Source organism: Nakamurella panacisegetis (assembly GCF_900104535.1).
In the GTDB taxonomy this organism is placed as follows: domain Bacteria; phylum Actinomycetota; class Actinomycetes; order Mycobacteriales; family Nakamurellaceae; genus Nakamurella; species Nakamurella panacisegetis.
Map to the genome: position 1 here is coordinate 757,928 of NZ_LT629710.1, position 18,154 is coordinate 776,081.

Genomic DNA, 18,154 nt, shown 5'->3' on the forward strand with positions numbered 1-18,154 from the left:
CGCGACGCGTAGGGTTCGGCGCGTCCAGCCAGCGCGGCGCCGACCACGGCGCCATCGTCCCCAGGAGACACGAAAATGCTCAAAGGTTTCAAAGACTTCATCATGCGCGGGAACGTGGTGGAACTCGCGATCGCCGTGGTCATCGGTACGGCCTTCACCGCTGTGGTGTCGGCGTTCACCAAGTACATCATCAGCCCGATCATCGCCGCGGTCGGCGGCACCAACGTCAATGGCCTCGCCATCCGCCTGGTCAAGGGCAACGACGCCAGCCTGATGGACTTCGGAGCCGTCATCACGGCCGGGATCACCTTCCTGATCACAGCCGCCGTCGTCTACTTCGTCTTCGTGCTGCCGCTGAACAAGCTGGCTGAGCGCCGCAAGCGCGGAGAGATCCCGGCACCGGCCACCCCGACCGAACTGGAACTGCTGATCGAGATCCGCGATCTGCTCGCCGCCGGGAACACCGACGCCGCAGCCGCGGTCATCGAAAAGACCATCTGACGGCCCGCGGCCGTCGGGTCAGCCGTGATGCGGCGGGCGGTTGTCCCGGTACCACTGCTCGCTGTACCCGCCGTCGGCTGAACCGCCCCGTTCGTCACTCGTGGTGTCCGGCAACACATCTCCGAAGATCTCGTCGAGCATCCGACGATCGATCGTGCGCGGCCGAAGCTTCGGCTCAGCGGACACGGCCGGCGTCTCAGCGGACGCGGGCGGCGTCTTCGCCGACGCGGGCGGCGTCTCGGGGGCTGGGTCGGGCGCTGGTGCGTTCATCACCACCAGCTTGCCACGCCGGGCTCCGGGCCACCGCGAGGTAGCCCGGAGCGGAGCCGATCAGATCTCCGGGTCGGAGAGCTCCCCGATCACGTGGACCGCCAACGGGATCAGGGTCGCCAGGCCGTCCCGGATGGCCTGACGGGACCCGGCCACATTGGCCACCAGCGTGGAACCGGAGACGCCGACGAGCCCGCGCGAGACCACCGCGTCGGTGACTCCGGCCGCCATTCCCGACCAGCGGAGAGCCTGGGCGATGCCCGGCAGCTCCCGGTCGAGCACCTCCTCGGTCACGTCGGGGGTGACGTCGCGCGGCGAGATGCCGGTGCCCCCGACGGTGACCACGAGATCGACACCGCCGATGACCGCGGTGTTCAGCGCATTCCGGATGTCGAGCGCGTCGGAGGGCACGGCAACCGAGCCGTCGACGACGAACCCCGCCTCGGTGAGCAACTCCGTCACCAGCGCGCCCGCCCCGTTGTCGCCCTCGCCGTGGACCAGCTGGTCGGTGATCGACACGATGAGCGCGCGACCGGCGTGTGGTGTGGTCGGCATGGCCGGCACCTCCTGTTTTCTGTCCGCCGCCGGGCTCGGAGGCGAACTGTCGTTGCAAGCACAGTAGCCACCGTCAGGTGGGCCGTTGTGCACAGGGCGCGTCCGTGCTGCGGCAGGATGGGACGGATGCGGCTGATCTTGATCCGGCACGGCGAATCGGTGGGGAACGTGGACGAGTCCGCGTTCTGCTTGATTCCCGATCACGCCATGGACCTCACCGACGTCGGCGTCCAGCAGGCGAAGGACGCCGGCGCGCGGCTACGCGAACTCCTAGGCCCACAACCGGTCGACGTGTTCGTGTCTCCCTACCGCCGGACCTGGCAGACCCTGGAACACCTGGCCCTCGGATCCCGGATCCGCCGGGTCCGGGAGGAGCCACGGCTCCGGGAGCAGGACTGGGGCAACCTGCAGGATCTGGCCAGCCAGCAGCGACAGAAGCGGGAACGCAACGCATTCGGGCACTTCTTCTACCGCCTGGACTCCGGGGAGTCCGGTGCCGACGTCTACGACCGCCTCACCGGATTCCTCACCGGGCTCACCTCGCCCTGGGCCGATGACGCCGGCGAACAGGATCGGACGGTCCTGCTGGTGACCCACGGCCTGGCTATGCGGCTGGCCTGCATGGCCCTGATGGGGTGGACGGTGAGCGAATTCGAGGCCCTGAGCAATCCCGTCAACGGCGACTTCCGCGTGCTCACCCGCCTCGACACCAACGGCAGCTCCACCGGCGGCGGACTTCTCGGACTGGGCCCGGCCTGGGTGCTCGATCGCCCTTTCGACACCTGGAAGTAACGCGCTGATCAGCGGGCGAGGAACTCCACCGCGGCGGTACGGAACGCGGCCGACGGGACCGCGCTGACGTGATCGCGACCGGGCAGCAGCAGATGCCGTCCGTCGGGCAGGCCGGCCGCCCAGGCCTGGGTGGCGTCGGTGATCCGGTCCCGGTCGCCCGCGACCACCAGGGTCGGGACCGAGACGGACGTCGCTGGCAGCCAGGTCGGATCGGCCGCCATTCCCTCGACGAAGGCCGACAGCGCAGAGAGATCAGCTCCGCGGCCGGCCAGGACCATCCGGGCCATCCGCCGTCCCGGGCTGTCCGGCCCTCGAGCACCGCCGAGCTCCGCCCGGAATTCGGCGAGATCGACATCCTGCAGCAGAGGCCGGCCGTCATACCCGCCGATGACGGCCCGGCCGATGACGGGCAGGCCGTCCGGCCACGGCTGCGCCCCGGGTGCGCCCGCCGCGGCAGCGATCAGTTCTCCGGCCAGCCGGCCACCCATCGAATAGCCGATCAGGTCGACGGTCGGCACCGGCCCGAGCACCGCCGGGAGCGCCTCCAGCACCGCCACCAGGTCCCGCAGGACAATGGGCAGGCTGTAGTCCTGCGCGTGATGGGATCGGGCAGAGAGGCCGTGACCACGGATGTCGACCGTGACGGCGGTCCGGCCGGCCCGGGCCAGTTGGGCCAGCCATCCGGTCGCGACCCAGTTGGCACGCGCGCTGGAGCCGAACCCGTGGATCAGGAGCACCGGGGCGCCCTGGCCGATGGGACCGATTCGCACGGAGACGGCGGCGCCGCCGTCTCCGGTGACCGCCAGGGCCGCACCGTCGGGTTCTGAGTGGTTCGGCTGGGTCACTCCCCTATCCTGCCCGACCGGCGGCAGCCTGCCGTCTCCGCAGGTCAACCGCGCAGGTGGCGCGTAGCGTGACGGGGTGGTCGGCCCCCGATGAGCAACGTGAAGACCCCCGAAGACCTGCTGGATCGCATCCTGCGGGCGGCGGCCCTGCACCCCGACCGGCCCGCGCTGTCCGGCCACCGCGGGCGCACCCTGCGCTACCGGGACCTGGCGGTTGCCGTCCTGGCCACCGCCAAAGGATTGCGCCGCAACGGGTTCCGCCCCGGCGACCAGATGCTCTACTGCGTCCGACCCGACCCGAGCGGCATCGTGCTGCTGCTCGGGACGGTCGCCGCGGGCGGCGTGATCGTCTTCCTCGACCAGCGCTGGGACACTGCGACCTTCGCGGCCCGGGCGGCATCGGTCGGCGCGCGATGGGCGGCCAACGAGTCGGTGCTCTACACGGACCGCCGAATCCGTCCCGGCGCGCATGCCCTGACCCTGCCCGATTACCCGGCCCTGGGCATTCGCACCCTCCGCGCCGGCCCCTGGCTGCCCGGCGTTCCTCGCGGGAGCCTCTCGGTGAGCGGCCTGGCCAAGGGTCGGTACCCGCTGGACGACGAGGTCCTCCCCGGGCTTCGGGGTGATCCGCATGCGGAGGCGGTGGTGATCCACACCGCCGGCACCACGGCCCCACCGAAGGCGGTGGTACACACCCGGGGCTCCTTGGGATCCAACCTCACCGTACTGGCGGCACACTGCCAGATCGCCGAACGGGCAACCGTTTTCACCCACCAGCTGATGGTCGGTCTGCCGGCGTTGGCCGTCGGTGCGCACTGGCGACTACCGGCCTTCGGTCCGTCGGCCCGGATGGACCCGGTGCGATTCGCCCGCGGGATGGGCCGGGCCACCCACACCTTCCTACGGCCCTCCGACCTGTCCGCCCTGTTGACCGCGGTGTCCGAACGCCTGGCCCCGAGACCGCCGGCGCTGCAGCAGATCCTGGTCGGCGGGGCCCCGGTGCTCGCTGCGCTGGTCCGCCGAAGCCTGGAAGTACTGCCGGGGGTCGGCGTGCTGTCCGTGTACGGGATGACCGAGATCCTGGCCGTGGCCATCGCCGACGAGGAGGAGAAGCTCACGGCGTCGGGCCCGGGAGACCCGGCCGGCGCGTTGCTGCCGGGAGTCACGGCGCGGGTGGCCGGGGACGGCGAACTGATCCTGACCGGGCCCTCCTTGGCGAAGGGATACGTCGGCGGACCCGCGTTGACCGAGTTCGCCACCGGCGACCTGGCCACCCTGGACGGCCGGTCGTTGGTGCTGCACGGCCGCAAACGAGACCTGATCGTCCGGGGGCGGACGCTCATCTATCCCGCTCTGTACGAGCCGCTGGCCGAGAGCATCCCCGGCGTCGGACACGCCGCGCTGATCGGAATACCGGACGATGCCGGCGACGAGCGACTGCTTCTCGCCGTTCAGCCCGCCGGACAACCGGTGAATGACCACGCGTTGGCCGAACAGCCGAAAGAGTCGCACACGCGGGCGGCGGCCCCCGCCGATCCGCCCTCCTTCTCCGTCCTGTTCGACCACCCGCTGGCCGCGACGATCCGATCCGCCTTGCCCGGGCTGGTCGACGAGGGATCACTGCCCGACGAGATCGTGGTGGTGAGCGCGATCCCGACGGTCGGCCGCGGACAGGCGCCGGACCGGGTGGCCCTTCGTCGCCTGCTGGCCAATCCCCCGGGCGACAGCTGATCGGTCGCGTCCCGAACCGATCAGGACGCGACCGGACGGCGGGCTGAGGATCAGTCGAGCAGACCGGCCGCGGTCAACACGTCGATCGTGGCCGTGTGCAACTGGGCGATCCGTCCCGTGATGGCGGTTCTGATGGCGGCGGTCAGGGCTTCGGCCTGGGCCAACGACGCCCGTCGGGCGGCCGCCAGATCAGACGCGGATCGGAGTCCGTCGATGAGGTCGGCCGTGGCCGTGGAGTCCGCCCGCATGGCGTCGTACTGCGGCGAGTCCGAGGTCTCCAGGATTGCGCCGAAGTATTTGTCGGTCCATCCGACGGAATGGATGTTGATGGCGGCCGAGGTGTTCCGGTCCGTCCAGCCCTGCTTGGATCCGTGGTCGCCACTGAGCGAGTTGAAACCGAAGTCCTGGTCGAAGCCATCGGATCCCACCGACGCGACGTTGGCCATGGCGTCCATGAGGAACGAGCCGACGATCGGGTCCTTGGACGCCTTGTAGAGGAACGTGGCCTCGTCGTCCGCAGTGATGTACTCCCACCCCCAGTCGTGCGGGCCGGTCTTGGCGCCGTTCGCGGTGTGGGCCAGACCGTAGCGGGCGGCCATGGCCGGCACCGCCGCCGTCGTCCAGTACTCGGATTCGATGCGGTCGTCGGAGTGGACGATCATCTCGTGCAGGTCGGCCGCCATGGCCGATGGCAGCGTGCCGTCGTACTTCACCAGGTAGTAGGCGACCGTGAACAGCTTGACGATCGACTCGGAGATCACCTGGGTGTCGCCGCCACTGGACGCGACGAGGGCCCCGGTGGACCGGTCGACGAGCGCGACATGCTGGTGCACCCCGTCCTCGGCGGCCGCGGCCACGCCCTGATCGACGGCCTGCTGGGGAGTCAGGCTGTTGGCCGCGGCCGGGAGTGGGACGCTCACCGTCAGCGTTCCCGAGAGCACCACGACGGACATGATCGCGAGGTGACGCAGCCCGTTCAGCACCGCGTACACCCCTCTCCGGTCCGCCTTCCATCACGGTCGGCATCCGACCCGTCACGGAGAGCGTAACGCAGCCCCCGAACCCGTCGTTCACGGATCGTGATCGTCAACTACAGTGCGCGACCATGTTCACCCAGTCGTCACCGAGTGTCCATCGTGGTCGTCAATACGTGGCCAGCCATACACAGCTGAGCGTTTACAGCACGCCCGTTTGCGGTACAGGATGGAGTTGTGGCCCCGGTCAAAGAAGCCGCCGTGGCTCTGCACCAGCAGTACAGAAAACGAGGTCAACGATGACTGATTCCACCCCCGCGACTCCGATCCATCCAACCGACGAGACGGACGCCGAGACTCCGATCCCAACCCAGCGGCCGGCCGTCACCCACGGCCGCCCGAGAAGTGTCGAAGGCGAGGAAGCCTACGAGCGCAGCCGGCGGGAGCAGGCCGCCATCGACATCGCGGCCGGCTGGTAGTCCCATATCCCCAGTCCGGCCGTGCGGGGCTCGTTCGGCCGGACCGTCACTCGTCGCGCTGCTCGGTCAATGCCCGATCAGCGGCCTCCCTGGCCTCGTCGATCGTCTTCTGCAGATGATCCAGCTTCGGGCTCGACTCGTCCGGTTCGGTGTCCGGCCGGTCGACCTGCTCGGGGGCTGTGCTCTCGTTCGTCATGGCTTGTTCCTCCTGCTCGGGGTTTGTTGCTCTGCGCCTTCGTGGGTTCCCGTCCGACGAGCCGCCCAAGCGTCACCCGTCCCGAAGCGGACGCTGATCTGCGATTTCGCCGCCCCATCGGCGACCGGCTACCCTGATCTGGCGTTACCCGCCTCTATAGCTCAGGGGATAGAGCATCGGTTTCCTAAACCGTGTGTCGCAGGTTCGAATCCTGCTAGGGGCACTTTTCGCAGGTCAGCGACTTGGCCTCTGAGAATTGTTGTCGATAATTTGCCCATTCCAGGCGGATCGTGGCCGGCAGGATGTCCCGCAACTCGCCCACGTGCTTCGGGCGTCCAACGTCGACTCTCCGGACTCCACCCGTTCCGGGTACAGCCGGACCGCACGCGCTCTGGTCTCCTTCCTGCCGGCCCTGATGCACTGCTGGCGCCGCTGTTCCGAGCAGGGCCGGCTATACCAAGTACCCAGGAACTGCTCGTGGCCTGGCCCGACTTCGCGCTCTGCGAGCGGTGGACCGACGCGGACGATCAAGGTGTTCCGCCTGACGTCGGGGATGAAACGCACCTATCCCGAATCGTCACGACTCGACCAAGTGCTACGCTCGGAACATGCTTCCATGGAATGCACATCAGAGGTCATCGGGTGGTCCGTCGTGACCTATCCCGACCTGTCGGGCCTGTTCCGGCAACTGGTCCGGTTCCAGATCGAACTCTGGGACGGTCTCGACGTCAGGCTGAGGTCAGAGCACGACCTGCCGCTCGCTCGGTTCGAGATCCTGCAGGCCATCGACGCCCGCGGAACGTGCCGGGTGTTCGACATCGCGGAGGATCTGGTCGTCACGATGAGCGGCATCAGCAAGCTCGTCGATCGGGTCGAGGCAGCGGGCTACTGCCGCCGTCGGGCCAACCCGGACGACCGCCGTTCGTCGCTGATCGAACTCACCGACGACGGCCGGACAGTGATGGAACAGGCCAACGCCACCTATCAACAGGAGCTCGACAAACGGTTCGACGCCGTGCTTTCCGAGGCCGAGCTCCGACAACTGCACGGCACCCTGGACAAGCTCCGGGCCGCCGGACACACCATCAAGAGGAAGCCGTCATGAGTAGCACCATGCGCGCCATCGTTCTCGACGCCCCAGGCCCGCCCGAAGCGCTCGTCATCCGCGATCGGCCCATCCCGACGCCTGCCCGCGGCTGGGTGCTGATCAAGGTGAAGGCGTTCGGCCTCAATCGATCCGAGTTGCACACCCGGCTCGGCCTGGCGGAAGGGGTCACCTTTCCCCGCGTTCTCGGCATCGAGGCGACCGGTGTCGTGCAGGAGTGCCCCGGCGGCGAGTTCGTCGTCGGCCAACAGGTGATGGCGATGATGGGCGGAATGGGTCGCCAGTACGACGGCGGTTACGCCGAGTACACCTGCGTGCCGGTCTCCCAGGTGATCGGCTTCGCCAGCGATCTGCCCTGGTCGACGCTCGGTGCCGTGCCGGAGATGCTGCAGACCGCCTACGGATCAATGACGGTCGGTCTCGACGTCCAGCCCGGCCAGTCGATCCTGATCCGCGGGGGCACCTCATCGGTCGGGATGGCCACCGCAGTATTGGCCAAGCGACACGGCATGACGGTGCTGTCCACCACCCGCAACCCGGGGCGGGCCGACGCGCTCCGGGCTATCGGTGTCGATCACGTGCTGGTCGACGACGGAGCGGTCGCATCTCAGGCTCGAGCCCTATGCCCGGACGGCGTCGACTGCGCCTTGGAACTCGTCGGCACACCCACGCTTCCCGATACACTCCGGGCGGTCCGGGTCCACGGCGTCGTCTGTTTCACCGGGATGTTGTCCAACCAGTGGACCGTGAAGGATTTCTACCCCAACGACTACCTCCCCCGCGGAGTGCGCCTGGCGGCCTATTCCGGTGACGCCTCCGACCTGTCGTCGGGCGTGCTTCAGGAATTTCTCGACACGGTCGGCTCCGGGAACGCCGCGCTCCCGATCCACCACGTCTACAGCTTCGACGAGATCGTCGCGGCGCATGCCGCAATGGAGTCCGGGCAGGCCGTCGGAAAGCTGGTGGTGACCACCGGAATGTGACGTTCGTCCGATTCTGCGGCTTCGATGCATCTGTATGGGAAGACGGCGTTCTGCGCAGTCGCTTACCGAATGCATCACCTCCCGAGGAGCCACGATCTCCGTGCGTCCACGTCGGTCCCGTTCGGCCCTCGCCGTGTTCCCGCTGTTGCTGGTGGCCGCGGTGCTGCTCACGGCGTGCCGTCATGATGCCGGGGTGGCCGTCGCCGCGGGTGGGGCGTCCGACTCGACCGATGCAGCGTCAGCTGCTCGGCGGATGCCTAACGGGCTCAATGCCCGGTAGTCCCGCCAAGTGTCGCCCTCGGTCAGCCCCAGCCGCGTCTCGGCGTGCACGTGTGCACAAGCTCTATGTCGGCGGCCGGTTGACGTCCCGCACCGTTGCCACGAATTCGTGGATAAGCCGCGACGTTCGGCCTCGCTCCCAGCCCAGATGAACCTCGGTCGGTGGAAGGTCGGTGACCGGAACGAACCGGACGTCAGCACGCCGATAGAACCGCGCTGTCGACAACGGAAAGATCGCGATCCCCTGCCCAACAGCGACCAGTTCCAGCTTCTCCTCCACCGTGCGATGTGCTGCTCGCGCTGAACCGCGCCGGCGGCGCATCTCAGCGGCCGCGGCCGCCCATTCAGGCACGGCGGCCGGGTCTTGTAGGAGTTGCTCCGCCGTTAGGTCGCTGAGCAGCACACCCTCGGCCGTTGCGAGCTCGTGATCCGACGGCAGCATGACCACACGCGGCTCGGAGAAAAGCGATTCGGTTGATAGACCGGCGGCATCGAAAGGCCGCCGAAGGTAGCTCACGTCCGCACGGCCGTCATGCAGCACCCGCACCTGGTCGTCCCAGCCAGTGCGCATCACCTGCATCTCGACCTCGGGGTTGGTGCGCCGGAAGGCCCGTACTGCCTCGGTGACGACCAGCCCCGGCATGAATCCAACCGTGAACACTGATTCACCGCGAGCGGCAACGGCGACGCGCCGTCGCACAGCCGCTGCCGAAGCAAGCAGTCCCTCCGCCTCCCGGTGGAGCAATTGCCCCTGCTCGGTCAGCTCCGTCCCCCGAGTGTCCCGCACGAACAGCTGCAACCCGATCTCATCCTCGAACGCCCGAATCTGTCGAGACAGGACCGGCTGGGCGATCATCAGGACCTCGGCTGCGCGTCTGAAATTGAGTTCGTCGGCCACCGCCACGAAGTACCTGAGCTTCCGGAGATCCAAATCGGGACGCATACCGTCAGCTTCCCACAGATTCTTGATACCCGATGGGTTTCACTGGATACGAAAGAGGTCTTGGACAGAGGAAGGTGCGGCGCACAGACTCGACTCTGGCTTCGACGAAAGGAACCCCATGTCTCTCACCCACAAGCGCGTCGTCATCATCGGCGGCACATCCGGCATCGGCCTGGCCACCGCCCACGCCGCCGTCGACGCTGGAGCCGAGGTCATCATCGCCTCCAGCCGCCAGTCCAGCATCGACGCTGCCCTCGGCGAATTGTCCGCCGCCGCGACCGGGCACGCACTCGATGTTCTGGACACCGCCGCGGTGCAAGCGTTCTTCGAGGAAGCCGGAGAATTCGACCACCTCGCCTACACGGCAGGTGAATCTCTCAGCCTCATGCCCGTCGATGGCATGAACATCGACCAGGCCCGCGGCTTCTTCCAGGTCCGATTCTTCGGAGCCCTGAACGCCGTCAGCATCGCGGCGAAGCACATCCGCCCCGGCGGATCGATCACCCTCACCTCCGGTTCGGCTCGCACCCGGCCAGGCGCCGGCTGGTCGGTCGCGTCCAGCCTGTGCGGCGCGACCACGAGCCTCGCCAGTGCGCTGGCCGTTGAGCTGGCACCCATCCGGGTGAACGTCGTCGAACCGGGCATCATCCGCAGCCCGCTGTGGAGCGGCATGAGCGTCCAGGACCAGCAGGCGATGTACAACCAGCAAGCAGAACTGCTCCCCGCCGGACGTGTCGGCGAGGTCGATGACGTCGCGCAGGCATTCCTCTACTCGATGACTCAGTCGTTCATGACCGGAACCGCGATACCGGTCGACGGCGGGGCCCTCCTGGTCTAAGCCCGACAGAGCCTAGATGTGAGAAACCGTGTCGCAGGTTCGAATCCTGCTAGGGGCACTTCTCGCAGCGCAGCCGTGGAGTCAGCCCAGGCCCCGAGCACGGCGGGGTCCGGCCGCCGATTACGTGTCGCTCGACGGCTACCCGTTGGCCTTCTCCTCGGCGCGATAGGCCGGGACGCCCAGGAGTTCGTCGACGGTGGCGAATCGATAGCCCTGTCGGCGCAGCTCCCTGACGACGATCTTCACTGCGCCGACCGTGTTCGTCCGATCACCGCCCCGCCCGTCGAATCCGTCGTGGAAGATCAAGATCGCGCCCGGCCGGGCCTTGGCCAGGGCCCGCCGGGCGATGCGCCGCGCACTGGGCTGAAACACCTCGAAGGCGTGGCAGAACACCCCGGAGATCGGCTGCAGTCCCTCACCACGCAGAACCCGGGGCAAGGTCGGGGTGCGGAGCAGCCACGGCGGCCGGTACAGCATGGGTACCCGCCCAATGGCCTCGGTCAGCAGGGCCTGCGTGCGAGCCGTCTCCACCCGTTGGGCACCCGGTCGGATGCAGCGGGTCATCTGATGGGACCAGCTGTGGTTCCCGATGACGTGGCCTTGGTCGATCATCCGGGCGGTGACGCCCGGGTGCCGCTCCACACAGCGGCCGACCTGGAAGAAGGTGGCCGTGATGTCCTGCTCGTGCAGGAAGTCGGCGATCTGGCTGGTGAACGGCTCGTTCGGTCCGTCGTCGAAGGTCAGGGCGATGACCCGGTCGTCGACCGGCCGGGCCCGGAACGGGAAGTCGCAGATCATCTGTGAGTAGCTGGAGAACATGGCCCAATAACCGGCCGCCGCGGCCGCCCCCAGGGCGGAGAGCCAGCGGCCCCGGCGCCGGTCAGCCATCGCGGCGACCGTCGACCGACAGCGACCCGCGCGTACCCGAGTTGCCCTTCGCCCGGCGGAACGCGGGGGCCATCCCGAGAATCGGGCGACGGAAGATGCGGTTGAGCGCGTACCCGAGAATGTAGTAGTAGAAGAACGAGACGGCGAAGTTGTAGACGACGCCCTCCTCCATGCGGCGGGCCGACGTCTGGATGGCGTTGTTCGGATCGAACGCAACCAGCCCCTGCTTCCGCAGCCCGCGGAGCAGGTCCAGCTCGTCACCCCCTTGGGCCAGCCGCGTGTCGTAACCACGAAACGCGTCGCGCCGAAAGGCGAAGTTGGTGGCGGTGATGTAGATGACCGGGCCACCCAGCCGGGCGACCAGGTTGACCACGCCGAAGAGCCGCCGCTGGAGCCACAGGCCCCAGGCCGGGCCGTCATGGAAGTAGCAGGGGCCGCCGACGGCGATGCCGAACGGGTGGGCGACGAACCACGCCTCGATCGTGCTGAGCCAATCGGGGTGATAGACGGTGTCGGCATCCGCCGAGACGACGATCTCGCCGCGGGCCAACTCGGTGCCGCGCTGCCGGGCGTGGCAGACCCCACGCTCCGATTCGAACACGACCGTCGCCCCGTTGGCCTCGGCGATCGCCGCCGTTCGGTCGGTGCTGTTGTTGTCGACGACGATGATCTCGACGTCGCCCGCGAAGTTCTGCGCAGCCAGCGAGGCGAGCGTGTCAGCCAGGTAGAACTCTTCGTTGAAGGCCGGAATGACTACGCTGTAGCGGAACTCGACCGCTCCGCCGGCGGAAACCTCGACCACGATGCAACCCAACTTTCTCGTTCTACTTCGTACGCTACGTACTATCTGCTCGGTAGTATGTCAGGCACTGCGCGCGACCGGCCGGCGCCGTACCGTGCACGGCAGGAGGTCGGCGACACCGATGCGGCACCAGCATCCCCCGTCCCGCCGCGATTCGGGAGCCCGTCGGTGACGGCCGCCATCTCGGTTGCACTGATCAGCGCCTTCTTCTTCGCCCTGGCCGCCACCCTGCAGCAGCGCGAAGCGGGCCTCGCGACCGAGATCGGTGCTTCCGATCCGCGGCTGTTGTGGCGACTCGCCCACCGTCCCTGGTGGCTGGCCGGCATCGTGGCCGACGTGCTCGCGGCCGCTCTCCACATCGTGGCCCTGTCCTTCGGCACCATCGCGGTCGTGCAACCGGTGGGCGTCACCGGACTCCTGTTCGCGATTCCCATGGTGGCGATCCTCCGCCGCACGCCGGTGCCGCGGAGAGACGTCGCCGCGGCCCTGGTCGTGTTGATCGGGCTGGCCCTGTTCCTTGCGCTGACCCCGGGCCAGACGCAGTCGACCATCGAGAGGGCCACACCGGTGGTCTTCGTCATCGTCGGCACCGTGGCCCTCTTGGGCGGCCTGATGGCGCTCGCCCACCGCAGTCCGGGCCGGGTCAGGGCCGTGGTTCTGGCCGCCGGGGGCGGCATCGCCTTCGGCGTGGTCGCGGTGTTCGCCCGTGCCCTGCTCCTGCTCATCGAAAGGCCCCATCCGGCGGCGATCGTGGTGGCCGCGATCGGCATCGCCGTCCTGGTCTGCGTCGGATACCTGATGCTGCAGCACGCCTACCGAGCCGGGCATTTCGCCGCCTCCCTGGCCACCGCGGTCGTCATCGACCCGCCGGCCGCCATCATCGCCGGCGCCCTGACCCTGCACGAATCTCTGCCCCACGGCCTGGTGCGCATGAGCCTGATCCTGGCCTGCGCGGCGATCGTGACGGCCGGCATCGCCCTGTTGGTGCGATCGCCGTCCCACGTCCTGACGTTGTCGGCCGGTCCGGAACCAGACGCGGATCAGTAGCCGGCCCAAAGCAGGTGCCGATCCCGGCTCCGCTGCCCGACCATCCCGCGCGAAGTCGACAGTGAGGGCGGCTATCCGGTCCGTGGTTCCCAACTGAACCGGCGGACCGCGAAGAGAACTCCGGCTGCGCCCCAGAGGGCGACGACGAGAACGTCCCACCAATCGAAGGGCGTACCGAGAAAGCCGGCCATGACGCCGTTGGCAAAGTGTTTGATCGGGAAGATCCGTCCGACCCAGAGGATCCAATTGGGGGCGCTGTTTCCGAACGGGATGAAGATTCCGGAAACGAAACAGAGCGGAAGCACGGTGCCGAAGACCACGGGGGCGGAGGCATCAGCGTTCGGAATCACGGCGGTGATGGCCAGGCCGAGAGCGCAGAAGGACGCCGAGCCGATCACGAGCATCACGAGGAACTCGACGATCGCGGTGCCGGTCGGAATGTGGGAACTGTAGAAGGCCCGACCGAACGCGGCGGTCAGAAGCACGAGCATGACCGCCACCACCACCGAATGCAGGATCCGAGAGCCCATGAACGGGCCCTTCGGCAGGGGCGACCCGTCGATTCGCTTCAGGATTCCGGCGTCTCGCTGAGCAGTGACCGAACTGGCGATGTTCGAGTAACAGGCCTGAATGACGGCGAAGGCTGCCATGGCGGCCACGTAGTACGTCGATTCCTTGACCGCCGAAGAACCCACGAGCACTGTCCCGTTGCCCAGCAGGGAGGTGAAGATGACGAGGAGCATCAGCGGGAAGGCGAAGGTGAAGAAGACGCGCGCCGGATTGCGCCAGAATGCCTTGTTGACGTAGCGGGCCTGGGAGAGGGTCAATCCGACGGTGCTCACGGCCACTCTCCGGCCGGACGGTTGGTCCATGACAGGTGGCCGTCGCCCGATGTGGTGCCGGTCAACCGGAGATAGACATCTTCGAGCGAGGGGCGGCGGACCTCGAAGCCTTCCAGGCCGACCTTCTGATCGACGGCCCAGTGCAGCAGATCGTGGACCTCGACGACCGCATCGTCCACGTCGATCTCGGTGAAGCCGTCGGGCCCGGGTTCGCCGCCCAGACCTTCAGGCGCGGCGATGCCCGGGGGGAGGCGAAAGCGCACCCTCGCCATGGCCCGGTCGCGCGCCCCGAGGGAGGCCGGCGCCCCGTCAGCCACGATCCGGCCCTTGGCGAGGATGACGACCTGATCCGCCAGGTACTGGGCCTCGTCCATGAAGTGCGTCGTCAATACCACGGTCTTCCCCAGCGCAGCCAGGTTCTTCACGACCTCCCAGGCTTCTCGACGGGCCGACGGGTCGAAACCGGTGGTCGGCTCATCCAGGAACAGCAGCTCCGGGTCACCCACGAAGGCGATGGCCAGGTCGAGCCGGCGCTGCTGGCCGCCGGAGAGCCGGTTCACCCGCTCGTTCCCCTTCTCGCCCAACCCGACGAGTTCGATCACCTCGTCGACCGGCCGGTGCCGGGGGTACAGGTCTGCGTACATGGTGACGGTCTCGCGGACCGACAAGTAGGGTTCGACGCCCGTTGACTGGAGCACGAAGCCGATATGGCTCTTCAGGGCGGCCCGTTGGGTGCCCGGGTCGTATCCGAGCACCGTGACCTCGCCGCCGTCACGGGACCGATACCCTTCCAGGATCTCGACCGTGGTGGTCTTGCCGGCACCGTTGGGCCCGAGGAGGGCGAAGATCTCGCCGCGGCGGATCTCGAAGTCGATGCCGGCAACGGCACGATCCCCGGAATAGGACTTGGTCAGCCCGCGCACCCGAACGGCCACATCTCCGTCGCCCGCCGGCCCGCCTTCGAACCGCTCGGCCACGTGTCGGCGGGACCCGAGGATGTTCTTTCGGGTGTGTGCCACGACCGGACCTTCCTCGTCTCGTCAGCCCCGGAGCCGATGATGGAGTGCACGCCCGGGCGCGGTGAGAGCCGAACGTCCCGAAGGCCGATGCCGAACGTCCCACCGGCGCGCAGCGGTACGGCGGCCGGCTCTCCGAGTGATCAGACGGCGCCGATGGCGCCGGTGACCAGACCCACGATCTCCTCCCCGGTGACGTCGGCGGTACGGACGCCGGCGACGACGCTGCCCGCGCGCATCACCCATACCTGGGACGAGAGCCGTTTCACCTGCTCGAAGTTGTGCGTGACGATCAGCACCGTCTGCCCGGCGGCGACGACCCGCTTGATGAGCGCCTCGACCTGCGCGGTCTCCCGCAGCCCGAGTGCGGCCGTCGGCTCGTCGAGCACGATCATTCCCCGGGCCCACATGACCCCACGGGCGATGGCGACCGCCTGGCGTTGACCGCCGGACAGTCGTTTCACCGGTTGGGTCACGTGGGGCACGTTGACCGCCAGATCGGACACCAAACGGTGCGCTTCCGTTCGCATCTGCTTACGGCGCAGGAGCTGCATCGGACCGAACCCCCGAGTGAGTTCACGGTCGAGGTACAGGTTCTGCCACACGCTGAGCTGATCGCACAGGGCGAGGTCCTGGTAGACCGTCTCGATGCCGAAATTGCGGGCATCCTTCGGCGAATTGAAATGCACCGGCGATCCGTCGATGAGGATTTCGCCTGAGTCCGGCCGGTTGAGGCCGGTGATGCACTTGACCAGAGTCGACTTCCCGGCGCCGTTGTCGCCGACGATCGCGGTGATCTCCCCCTGGCCGATCGCCAGCGAGGCACCGCGCAGCGCGTCGACATTGCCGAAAGTCTTTCTGATCTCGCGGACCTCGACCTTCGCGGCGCTCATTTGTGTCCCCTCATCAGCAGCGCCGCGGCGATGACCACGATGCCGATCACCAGCGGCGAATAGAAGGCACTGACGCCGAGCAGGGTCAGGCCCGACTGGAGGAACGTCAGCAGGATGGCCCCGAGGATGGGACCGATCATGGTCGCCCGGCCACCGAACAGGCTGACCCCACCCAGAACCACGGCGGCGATCGCCTTCAGCAGATAGTCGGTGTTGGTGGCGGGCTGGCTGGATCCGATGTACGAGGTGAGCAGAATTGCTCCAACACCACCCATCGCGCCGCAGATCACATAACCGGCCAGCTTCACCCGCGGGACACGGAGGGCCATCGCCTTGGACGCGTCGGTGTTGTCGCCGACGGCGAGCAGGTGCATGCCGAAGCGGGTGTGGAACAGCACGACGTGCAGCACGATGCCGAGGGCGATCGCGATCAGGAAGTTGTACCGGATCCCGCCGATTCCGTGCACGCTTACGAAAGACAGTGAGGCGTCCGGCATCTGCACCGGCTTACCCTGCGAGGTGATCAGGCCGACGCCCATGACCAGGCTCATGGTTCCGAGGGTGACGATGAAGTCCGGGATACGACCCCACCCGATCACGGCTCCGTTGAAGGCGCCGACCACGACGCCGGTCAGCAGCGCCACGAACGCACAGAACCACATCGGGAGGCCGGCGTTGTAGGCCACACCCATCGTCACGCTGCCCAGGGCGACCGTGGAGGCCAGCGACAGATCGATTCCCGCCAGGGTGACGGCGAAGGTCGCGCCCAGGGCCAGCACGATCGGAATCGTCGAGTCGGCCAGCATGCTGGTGACGCTGGGCCAGGACAGGAACCGCGGATTCAGGATCGAGAAGACCACCATGAGGACGACCAACGCGATCGGCGCCGTCGCTCTGGTCCACAGGTCCTCGTTCCCCAGTTGCCGTTTGGCCGCCTGGAGGCGCCCCTGGTACGGGGCCTGGGGCGCCGGCGGTATCGGCGACGACCGGGTCGTCGCGGTCGCTCGAGTGATGATGCCGCTCATTTGAAGGGATTCGGAACGGTGAAGCCGGCCGGCGGGGCGGGGAAGGCAGCCAGCGCAGCCTGCGCGTTGTCCTTGGTGACGACGAGGACGGGCGTCTCGACCTTGGCCGGCACCGTCTTCCCGGCCTTCGCCGCGACGCAGGCCTGGACCGACTGGGCGCCCATCAGGTACGGAAACTGCTCGACGGCGGCCGGCTCACCACCGGCGATGATGTCCTTGAGCTGGTCCTGGGTGCCGTCGACGCCGATGACCGCCACCTTGCCCTTGTCCCCGGCTTCGTTGACCGCCTGCTGGATACCCAGGGCCATATCACCCGAGGGCGTGAAGAAACCCTTGATGTCCGGGTTGGCCAGCAGAATGGTGTTGGCCGCACTCTTGGCCTTGGCCTTGTCGAAATCGGCGGCCACCGTCTGGACCACCTTCAATTTGCCCTGCACGGTGTCGCTGAAGCCCTTCATCCGTGCGTTGCTACCGGGGTCGCCGACCAGGCCGCCGATCATCGCCACCTGAGACCCGGCCGGAATCTGGCTGATCATCGCCTTCCCGCCGGCCGCCCCGGCCGTCTCGTTGTTGGTGCCGACGTACGTGGTCAGCTTCACCCCGGCCTTGGTCGCCGCACTGGTGTCGATCGGCAGGTCCAGGTTCACGATCGGCGTGTTGGCCTTCGACACCGGTACCAGACCGGTCAGCAGGTTGGTCTGGCTGGTCGGGTTCACGATGTAGCAGTCGTAGCCCGCGGTGACCATGGCATTGAGCTTGGCCGCCTGCCCCGAGTCGTCGTTGACGTTGTCGGCCGCGACGACGGTCAGCGCCACCCCGTCCTTGCCGGCCTGATCCTGAGCGCCCTTGGCCATCGCGCCGAAGTACGTGTTGTCCAGCGGCTTGATGACCATGGCCACCTTCAGCTTGCCCGCCGGGGCGCTGCCGGCGGGCGCGCCGCTGCTGTCGGCCGCACTGCTGGGCGACACGCTCGAAGACCCGGACGAGCTCGGGCTCGAGGCCGCTGTCGAGCTTCCGCAGCCGCTCAGGGCCGCGGCCAGCACCAGGGACGTCGCGACGAGAGTGACGCCGGCAGAGCGCTTTCGGGACATGTTCATTTCTCTCCTTTGAGTGGGCCGAAAGGTCGTCGACCATTCGGATTCGAACATTT

At 67.8% G+C, this 18,154-nt stretch carries 22 protein-coding genes and 1 tRNA gene; 10 read left to right on the forward strand and 13 right to left on the reverse strand.

Annotated elements, in window-relative coordinates:
- The first annotated feature begins 75 nt into the window (after positions 1 to 75).
- Entirely contained in the window at positions 76 to 501 is a 426-nt protein-coding gene (mscL, locus tag BLS97_RS03290) for a large conductance mechanosensitive channel protein MscL (protein WP_090474580.1), read from the forward strand.
- Between the two features lie 18 nt (positions 502 to 519).
- Here the strand turns inward: mscL and BLS97_RS22615 are convergent, their stop codons facing one another.
- Both BLS97_RS22615 and BLS97_RS03295 read right to left on the reverse strand, forming a co-directional pair.
- The gene (locus BLS97_RS22615; RefSeq protein ID WP_157695144.1) at positions 520 to 771 is read right to left on the reverse strand and encodes a hypothetical protein; all 252 of its coding nucleotides are present in this window, start codon (positions 769 to 771) and stop codon (positions 520 to 522) included.
- Positions 772 to 831: 60 nt separating this feature from the next.
- The gene (locus tag BLS97_RS03295) at positions 832 to 1,326 is read right to left on the reverse strand and encodes a MogA/MoaB family molybdenum cofactor biosynthesis protein (RefSeq protein ID WP_090481190.1); all 495 of its coding nucleotides are present in this window, start codon (positions 1,324 to 1,326) and stop codon (positions 832 to 834) included.
- 117 nt (positions 1,327 to 1,443) lie between these two features.
- On the opposite strand from BLS97_RS03295, the gene BLS97_RS03300 reads away from it, so the two are divergent.
- Positions 1,444 to 2,118, forward strand: a complete 675-nt coding sequence (locus BLS97_RS03300) for a histidine phosphatase family protein (protein ID WP_090474581.1) — start codon at positions 1,444 to 1,446, stop codon at positions 2,116 to 2,118.
- Between the two features lie 8 nt (positions 2,119 to 2,126).
- On the opposite strand, the gene BLS97_RS03305 is transcribed toward BLS97_RS03300, so the two are convergent.
- Positions 2,127 to 2,963, reverse strand: a complete 837-nt coding sequence (locus tag BLS97_RS03305) for an alpha/beta fold hydrolase (protein WP_157695145.1) — start codon at positions 2,961 to 2,963, stop codon at positions 2,127 to 2,129.
- A gap of 90 nt (positions 2,964 to 3,053) precedes the next feature.
- Here BLS97_RS03305 and BLS97_RS03310 point away from each other — a divergent pair, with 90 nt between their 5' ends.
- Complete coding sequence (locus tag BLS97_RS03310) at positions 3,054 to 4,694, forward strand: class I adenylate-forming enzyme family protein (RefSeq protein ID WP_090474582.1); 1,641 nt, start codon at positions 3,054 to 3,056, stop codon at positions 4,692 to 4,694.
- Positions 4,695 to 4,744: 50 nt separating this feature from the next.
- Here BLS97_RS03310 and BLS97_RS03315 read toward each other — a convergent pair whose 3' ends face one another.
- Positions 4,745 to 5,686, reverse strand: coding sequence for a hypothetical protein (locus BLS97_RS03315; protein ID WP_090474583.1), 942 nt, complete (start codon positions 5,684 to 5,686; stop codon positions 4,745 to 4,747).
- Between the two features lie 281 nt (positions 5,687 to 5,967).
- Between BLS97_RS03315 and BLS97_RS03320 the strand changes: the two genes are divergently transcribed.
- Positions 5,968 to 6,147: a hypothetical protein gene (locus BLS97_RS03320; protein ID WP_090474584.1), complete on the forward strand. Its 180-nt coding sequence runs from the start codon at positions 5,968 to 5,970 to the stop codon at positions 6,145 to 6,147.
- 46 nt (positions 6,148 to 6,193) lie between these two features.
- On the opposite strand, the gene BLS97_RS22620 is transcribed toward BLS97_RS03320, so the two are convergent.
- Positions 6,194 to 6,343, reverse strand: coding sequence for a hypothetical protein (locus BLS97_RS22620; protein WP_157695146.1), 150 nt, complete (start codon positions 6,341 to 6,343; stop codon positions 6,194 to 6,196).
- A gap of 150 nt (positions 6,344 to 6,493) precedes the next feature.
- Between BLS97_RS22620 and BLS97_RS03325 the strand changes: the two genes are divergently transcribed.
- From BLS97_RS03325 to BLS97_RS22625, 4 genes are all read left to right on the forward strand, one after another.
- Positions 6,494 to 6,566: transfer RNA gene (locus BLS97_RS03325), tRNA-Arg, on the forward strand.
- A gap of 393 nt (positions 6,567 to 6,959) precedes the next feature.
- Entirely contained in the window at positions 6,960 to 7,448 is a 489-nt protein-coding gene (locus BLS97_RS03330; protein ID WP_090474585.1) for a MarR family winged helix-turn-helix transcriptional regulator, read from the forward strand.
- Positions 7,445 to 8,431: a zinc-binding alcohol dehydrogenase family protein gene (locus tag BLS97_RS03335; protein WP_090474586.1), complete on the forward strand. Its 987-nt coding sequence runs from the start codon at positions 7,445 to 7,447 to the stop codon at positions 8,429 to 8,431. The genes BLS97_RS03330 and BLS97_RS03335 overlap by 4 nt, the downstream gene beginning before the upstream one ends.
- 100 nt (positions 8,432 to 8,531) lie before the next feature.
- On the forward strand, positions 8,532 to 8,711 hold the full coding sequence (locus BLS97_RS22625) for a hypothetical protein (protein ID WP_157695147.1): 180 nt from the start codon (positions 8,532 to 8,534) through the stop codon (positions 8,709 to 8,711).
- 63 nt (positions 8,712 to 8,774) lie between these two features.
- Here BLS97_RS22625 and BLS97_RS03340 read toward each other — a convergent pair whose 3' ends face one another.
- On the reverse strand, positions 8,775 to 9,653 hold the full coding sequence (locus BLS97_RS03340; protein ID WP_090474587.1) for a LysR family transcriptional regulator: 879 nt from the start codon (positions 9,651 to 9,653) through the stop codon (positions 8,775 to 8,777).
- A gap of 118 nt (positions 9,654 to 9,771) precedes the next feature.
- Here BLS97_RS03340 and BLS97_RS03345 point away from each other — a divergent pair, with 118 nt between their 5' ends.
- Positions 9,772 to 10,491: an SDR family oxidoreductase gene (locus tag BLS97_RS03345; protein WP_090474588.1), complete on the forward strand. Its 720-nt coding sequence runs from the start codon at positions 9,772 to 9,774 to the stop codon at positions 10,489 to 10,491.
- A gap of 138 nt (positions 10,492 to 10,629) precedes the next feature.
- Here BLS97_RS03345 and BLS97_RS03350 read toward each other — a convergent pair whose 3' ends face one another.
- A complete protein-coding gene (locus BLS97_RS03350; protein ID WP_197676391.1) occupies positions 10,630 to 11,379 on the reverse strand; it encodes a polysaccharide deacetylase family protein in 750 nt (249 codons plus the stop codon).
- Positions 11,372 to 12,181 carry a glycosyltransferase family 2 protein gene (locus tag BLS97_RS03355; RefSeq protein ID WP_157695148.1) on the reverse strand — a complete coding sequence of 270 codons (810 nt, stop codon included), beginning with the start codon at positions 12,179 to 12,181 and terminating at the stop codon, positions 11,372 to 11,374. The genes BLS97_RS03350 and BLS97_RS03355 overlap by 8 nt, the downstream gene beginning before the upstream one ends.
- A 168-nt stretch (positions 12,182 to 12,349) precedes the next feature.
- On the opposite strand from BLS97_RS03355, the gene BLS97_RS03360 reads away from it, so the two are divergent.
- Positions 12,350 to 13,228: a DMT family transporter gene (locus tag BLS97_RS03360; RefSeq protein ID WP_157695149.1), complete on the forward strand. Its 879-nt coding sequence runs from the start codon at positions 12,350 to 12,352 to the stop codon at positions 13,226 to 13,228.
- Between the two features lie 71 nt (positions 13,229 to 13,299).
- Here the strand turns inward: BLS97_RS03360 and BLS97_RS03365 are convergent, their stop codons facing one another.
- The 5 genes from BLS97_RS03365 to BLS97_RS03385 all read right to left on the reverse strand — a co-directional run bounded on the left by BLS97_RS03365 (position 13,300) and on the right by BLS97_RS03385 (position 18,101).
- Positions 13,300 to 14,070, reverse strand: coding sequence for an ABC transporter permease (locus BLS97_RS03365; RefSeq protein ID WP_157695150.1), 771 nt, complete (start codon positions 14,068 to 14,070; stop codon positions 13,300 to 13,302).
- Positions 14,067 to 15,089: an ABC transporter ATP-binding protein gene (locus BLS97_RS03370; RefSeq protein WP_231988330.1), complete on the reverse strand. Its 1,023-nt coding sequence runs from the start codon at positions 15,087 to 15,089 to the stop codon at positions 14,067 to 14,069. Before BLS97_RS03370 ends, BLS97_RS03365 begins: the two co-directional genes overlap by 4 nt.
- 140 nt (positions 15,090 to 15,229) lie before the next feature.
- A complete protein-coding gene (locus tag BLS97_RS03375) occupies positions 15,230 to 15,979 on the reverse strand; it encodes an ATP-binding cassette domain-containing protein (protein ID WP_090474592.1) in 750 nt (249 codons plus the stop codon).
- Positions 15,976 to 17,004 carry an ABC transporter permease gene (locus BLS97_RS03380; protein ID WP_090474593.1) on the reverse strand — a complete coding sequence of 343 codons (1,029 nt, stop codon included), beginning with the start codon at positions 17,002 to 17,004 and terminating at the stop codon, positions 15,976 to 15,978. The genes BLS97_RS03375 and BLS97_RS03380 overlap by 4 nt, the downstream gene beginning before the upstream one ends.
- On the reverse strand, positions 17,001 to 18,101 hold the full coding sequence (locus BLS97_RS03385; RefSeq protein ID WP_157695151.1) for a substrate-binding domain-containing protein: 1,101 nt from the start codon (positions 18,099 to 18,101) through the stop codon (positions 17,001 to 17,003). The genes BLS97_RS03380 and BLS97_RS03385 overlap by 4 nt, the downstream gene beginning before the upstream one ends.
- Positions 18,102 to 18,154 lie beyond the last annotated feature (53 nt).

Bases quoted from the DNA above. Each gene is read 5' to 3' on its own strand.
- mscL (WP_090474580.1), top strand. From the start codon at position 76: ATGCTCAAAGGTTTCAAAGACTTCATCATGCGCGGGAACGTGGTGGAA.
- BLS97_RS22615 (WP_157695144.1), bottom strand. From the start codon at position 771: ATGAACGCACCAGCGCCCGACCCAGCCCCCGAGACGCCGCCCGCGTCG.
- BLS97_RS03295 (WP_090481190.1), bottom strand. From the start codon at position 1,326: ATGCCGACCACACCACACGCCGGTCGCGCGCTCATCGTGTCGATCACC.
- BLS97_RS03300 (WP_090474581.1), top strand. From the start codon at position 1,444: ATGGGACGGATGCGGCTGATCTTGATCCGGCACGGCGAATCGGTGGGG.
- BLS97_RS03310 (WP_090474582.1), top strand. From the start codon at position 3,054: ATGAGCAACGTGAAGACCCCCGAAGACCTGCTGGATCGCATCCTGCGG.
- BLS97_RS03320 (WP_090474584.1), top strand. From the start codon at position 5,968: ATGACTGATTCCACCCCCGCGACTCCGATCCATCCAACCGACGAGACG.
- BLS97_RS22620 (WP_157695146.1), bottom strand. From the start codon at position 6,343: ATGACGAACGAGAGCACAGCCCCCGAGCAGGTCGACCGGCCGGACACC.
- BLS97_RS03330 (WP_090474585.1), top strand. From the start codon at position 6,960: ATGGAATGCACATCAGAGGTCATCGGGTGGTCCGTCGTGACCTATCCC.
- BLS97_RS03335 (WP_090474586.1), top strand. From the start codon at position 7,445: ATGAGTAGCACCATGCGCGCCATCGTTCTCGACGCCCCAGGCCCGCCC.
- BLS97_RS03340 (WP_090474587.1), bottom strand. From the start codon at position 9,653: ATGCGTCCCGATTTGGATCTCCGGAAGCTCAGGTACTTCGTGGCGGTG.
- BLS97_RS03345 (WP_090474588.1), top strand. From the start codon at position 9,772: ATGTCTCTCACCCACAAGCGCGTCGTCATCATCGGCGGCACATCCGGC.
- BLS97_RS03350 (WP_197676391.1), bottom strand. From the start codon at position 11,379: ATGGCTGACCGGCGCCGGGGCCGCTGGCTCTCCGCCCTGGGGGCGGCC.
- BLS97_RS03375 (WP_090474592.1), bottom strand. From the start codon at position 15,979: ATGAGCGCCGCGAAGGTCGAGGTCCGCGAGATCAGAAAGACTTTCGGC.
- BLS97_RS03380 (WP_090474593.1), bottom strand. From the start codon at position 17,004: ATGAGCGGCATCATCACTCGAGCGACCGCGACGACCCGGTCGTCGCCG.
- BLS97_RS03385 (WP_157695151.1), bottom strand. From the start codon at position 18,101: ATGAACATGTCCCGAAAGCGCTCTGCCGGCGTCACTCTCGTCGCGACG.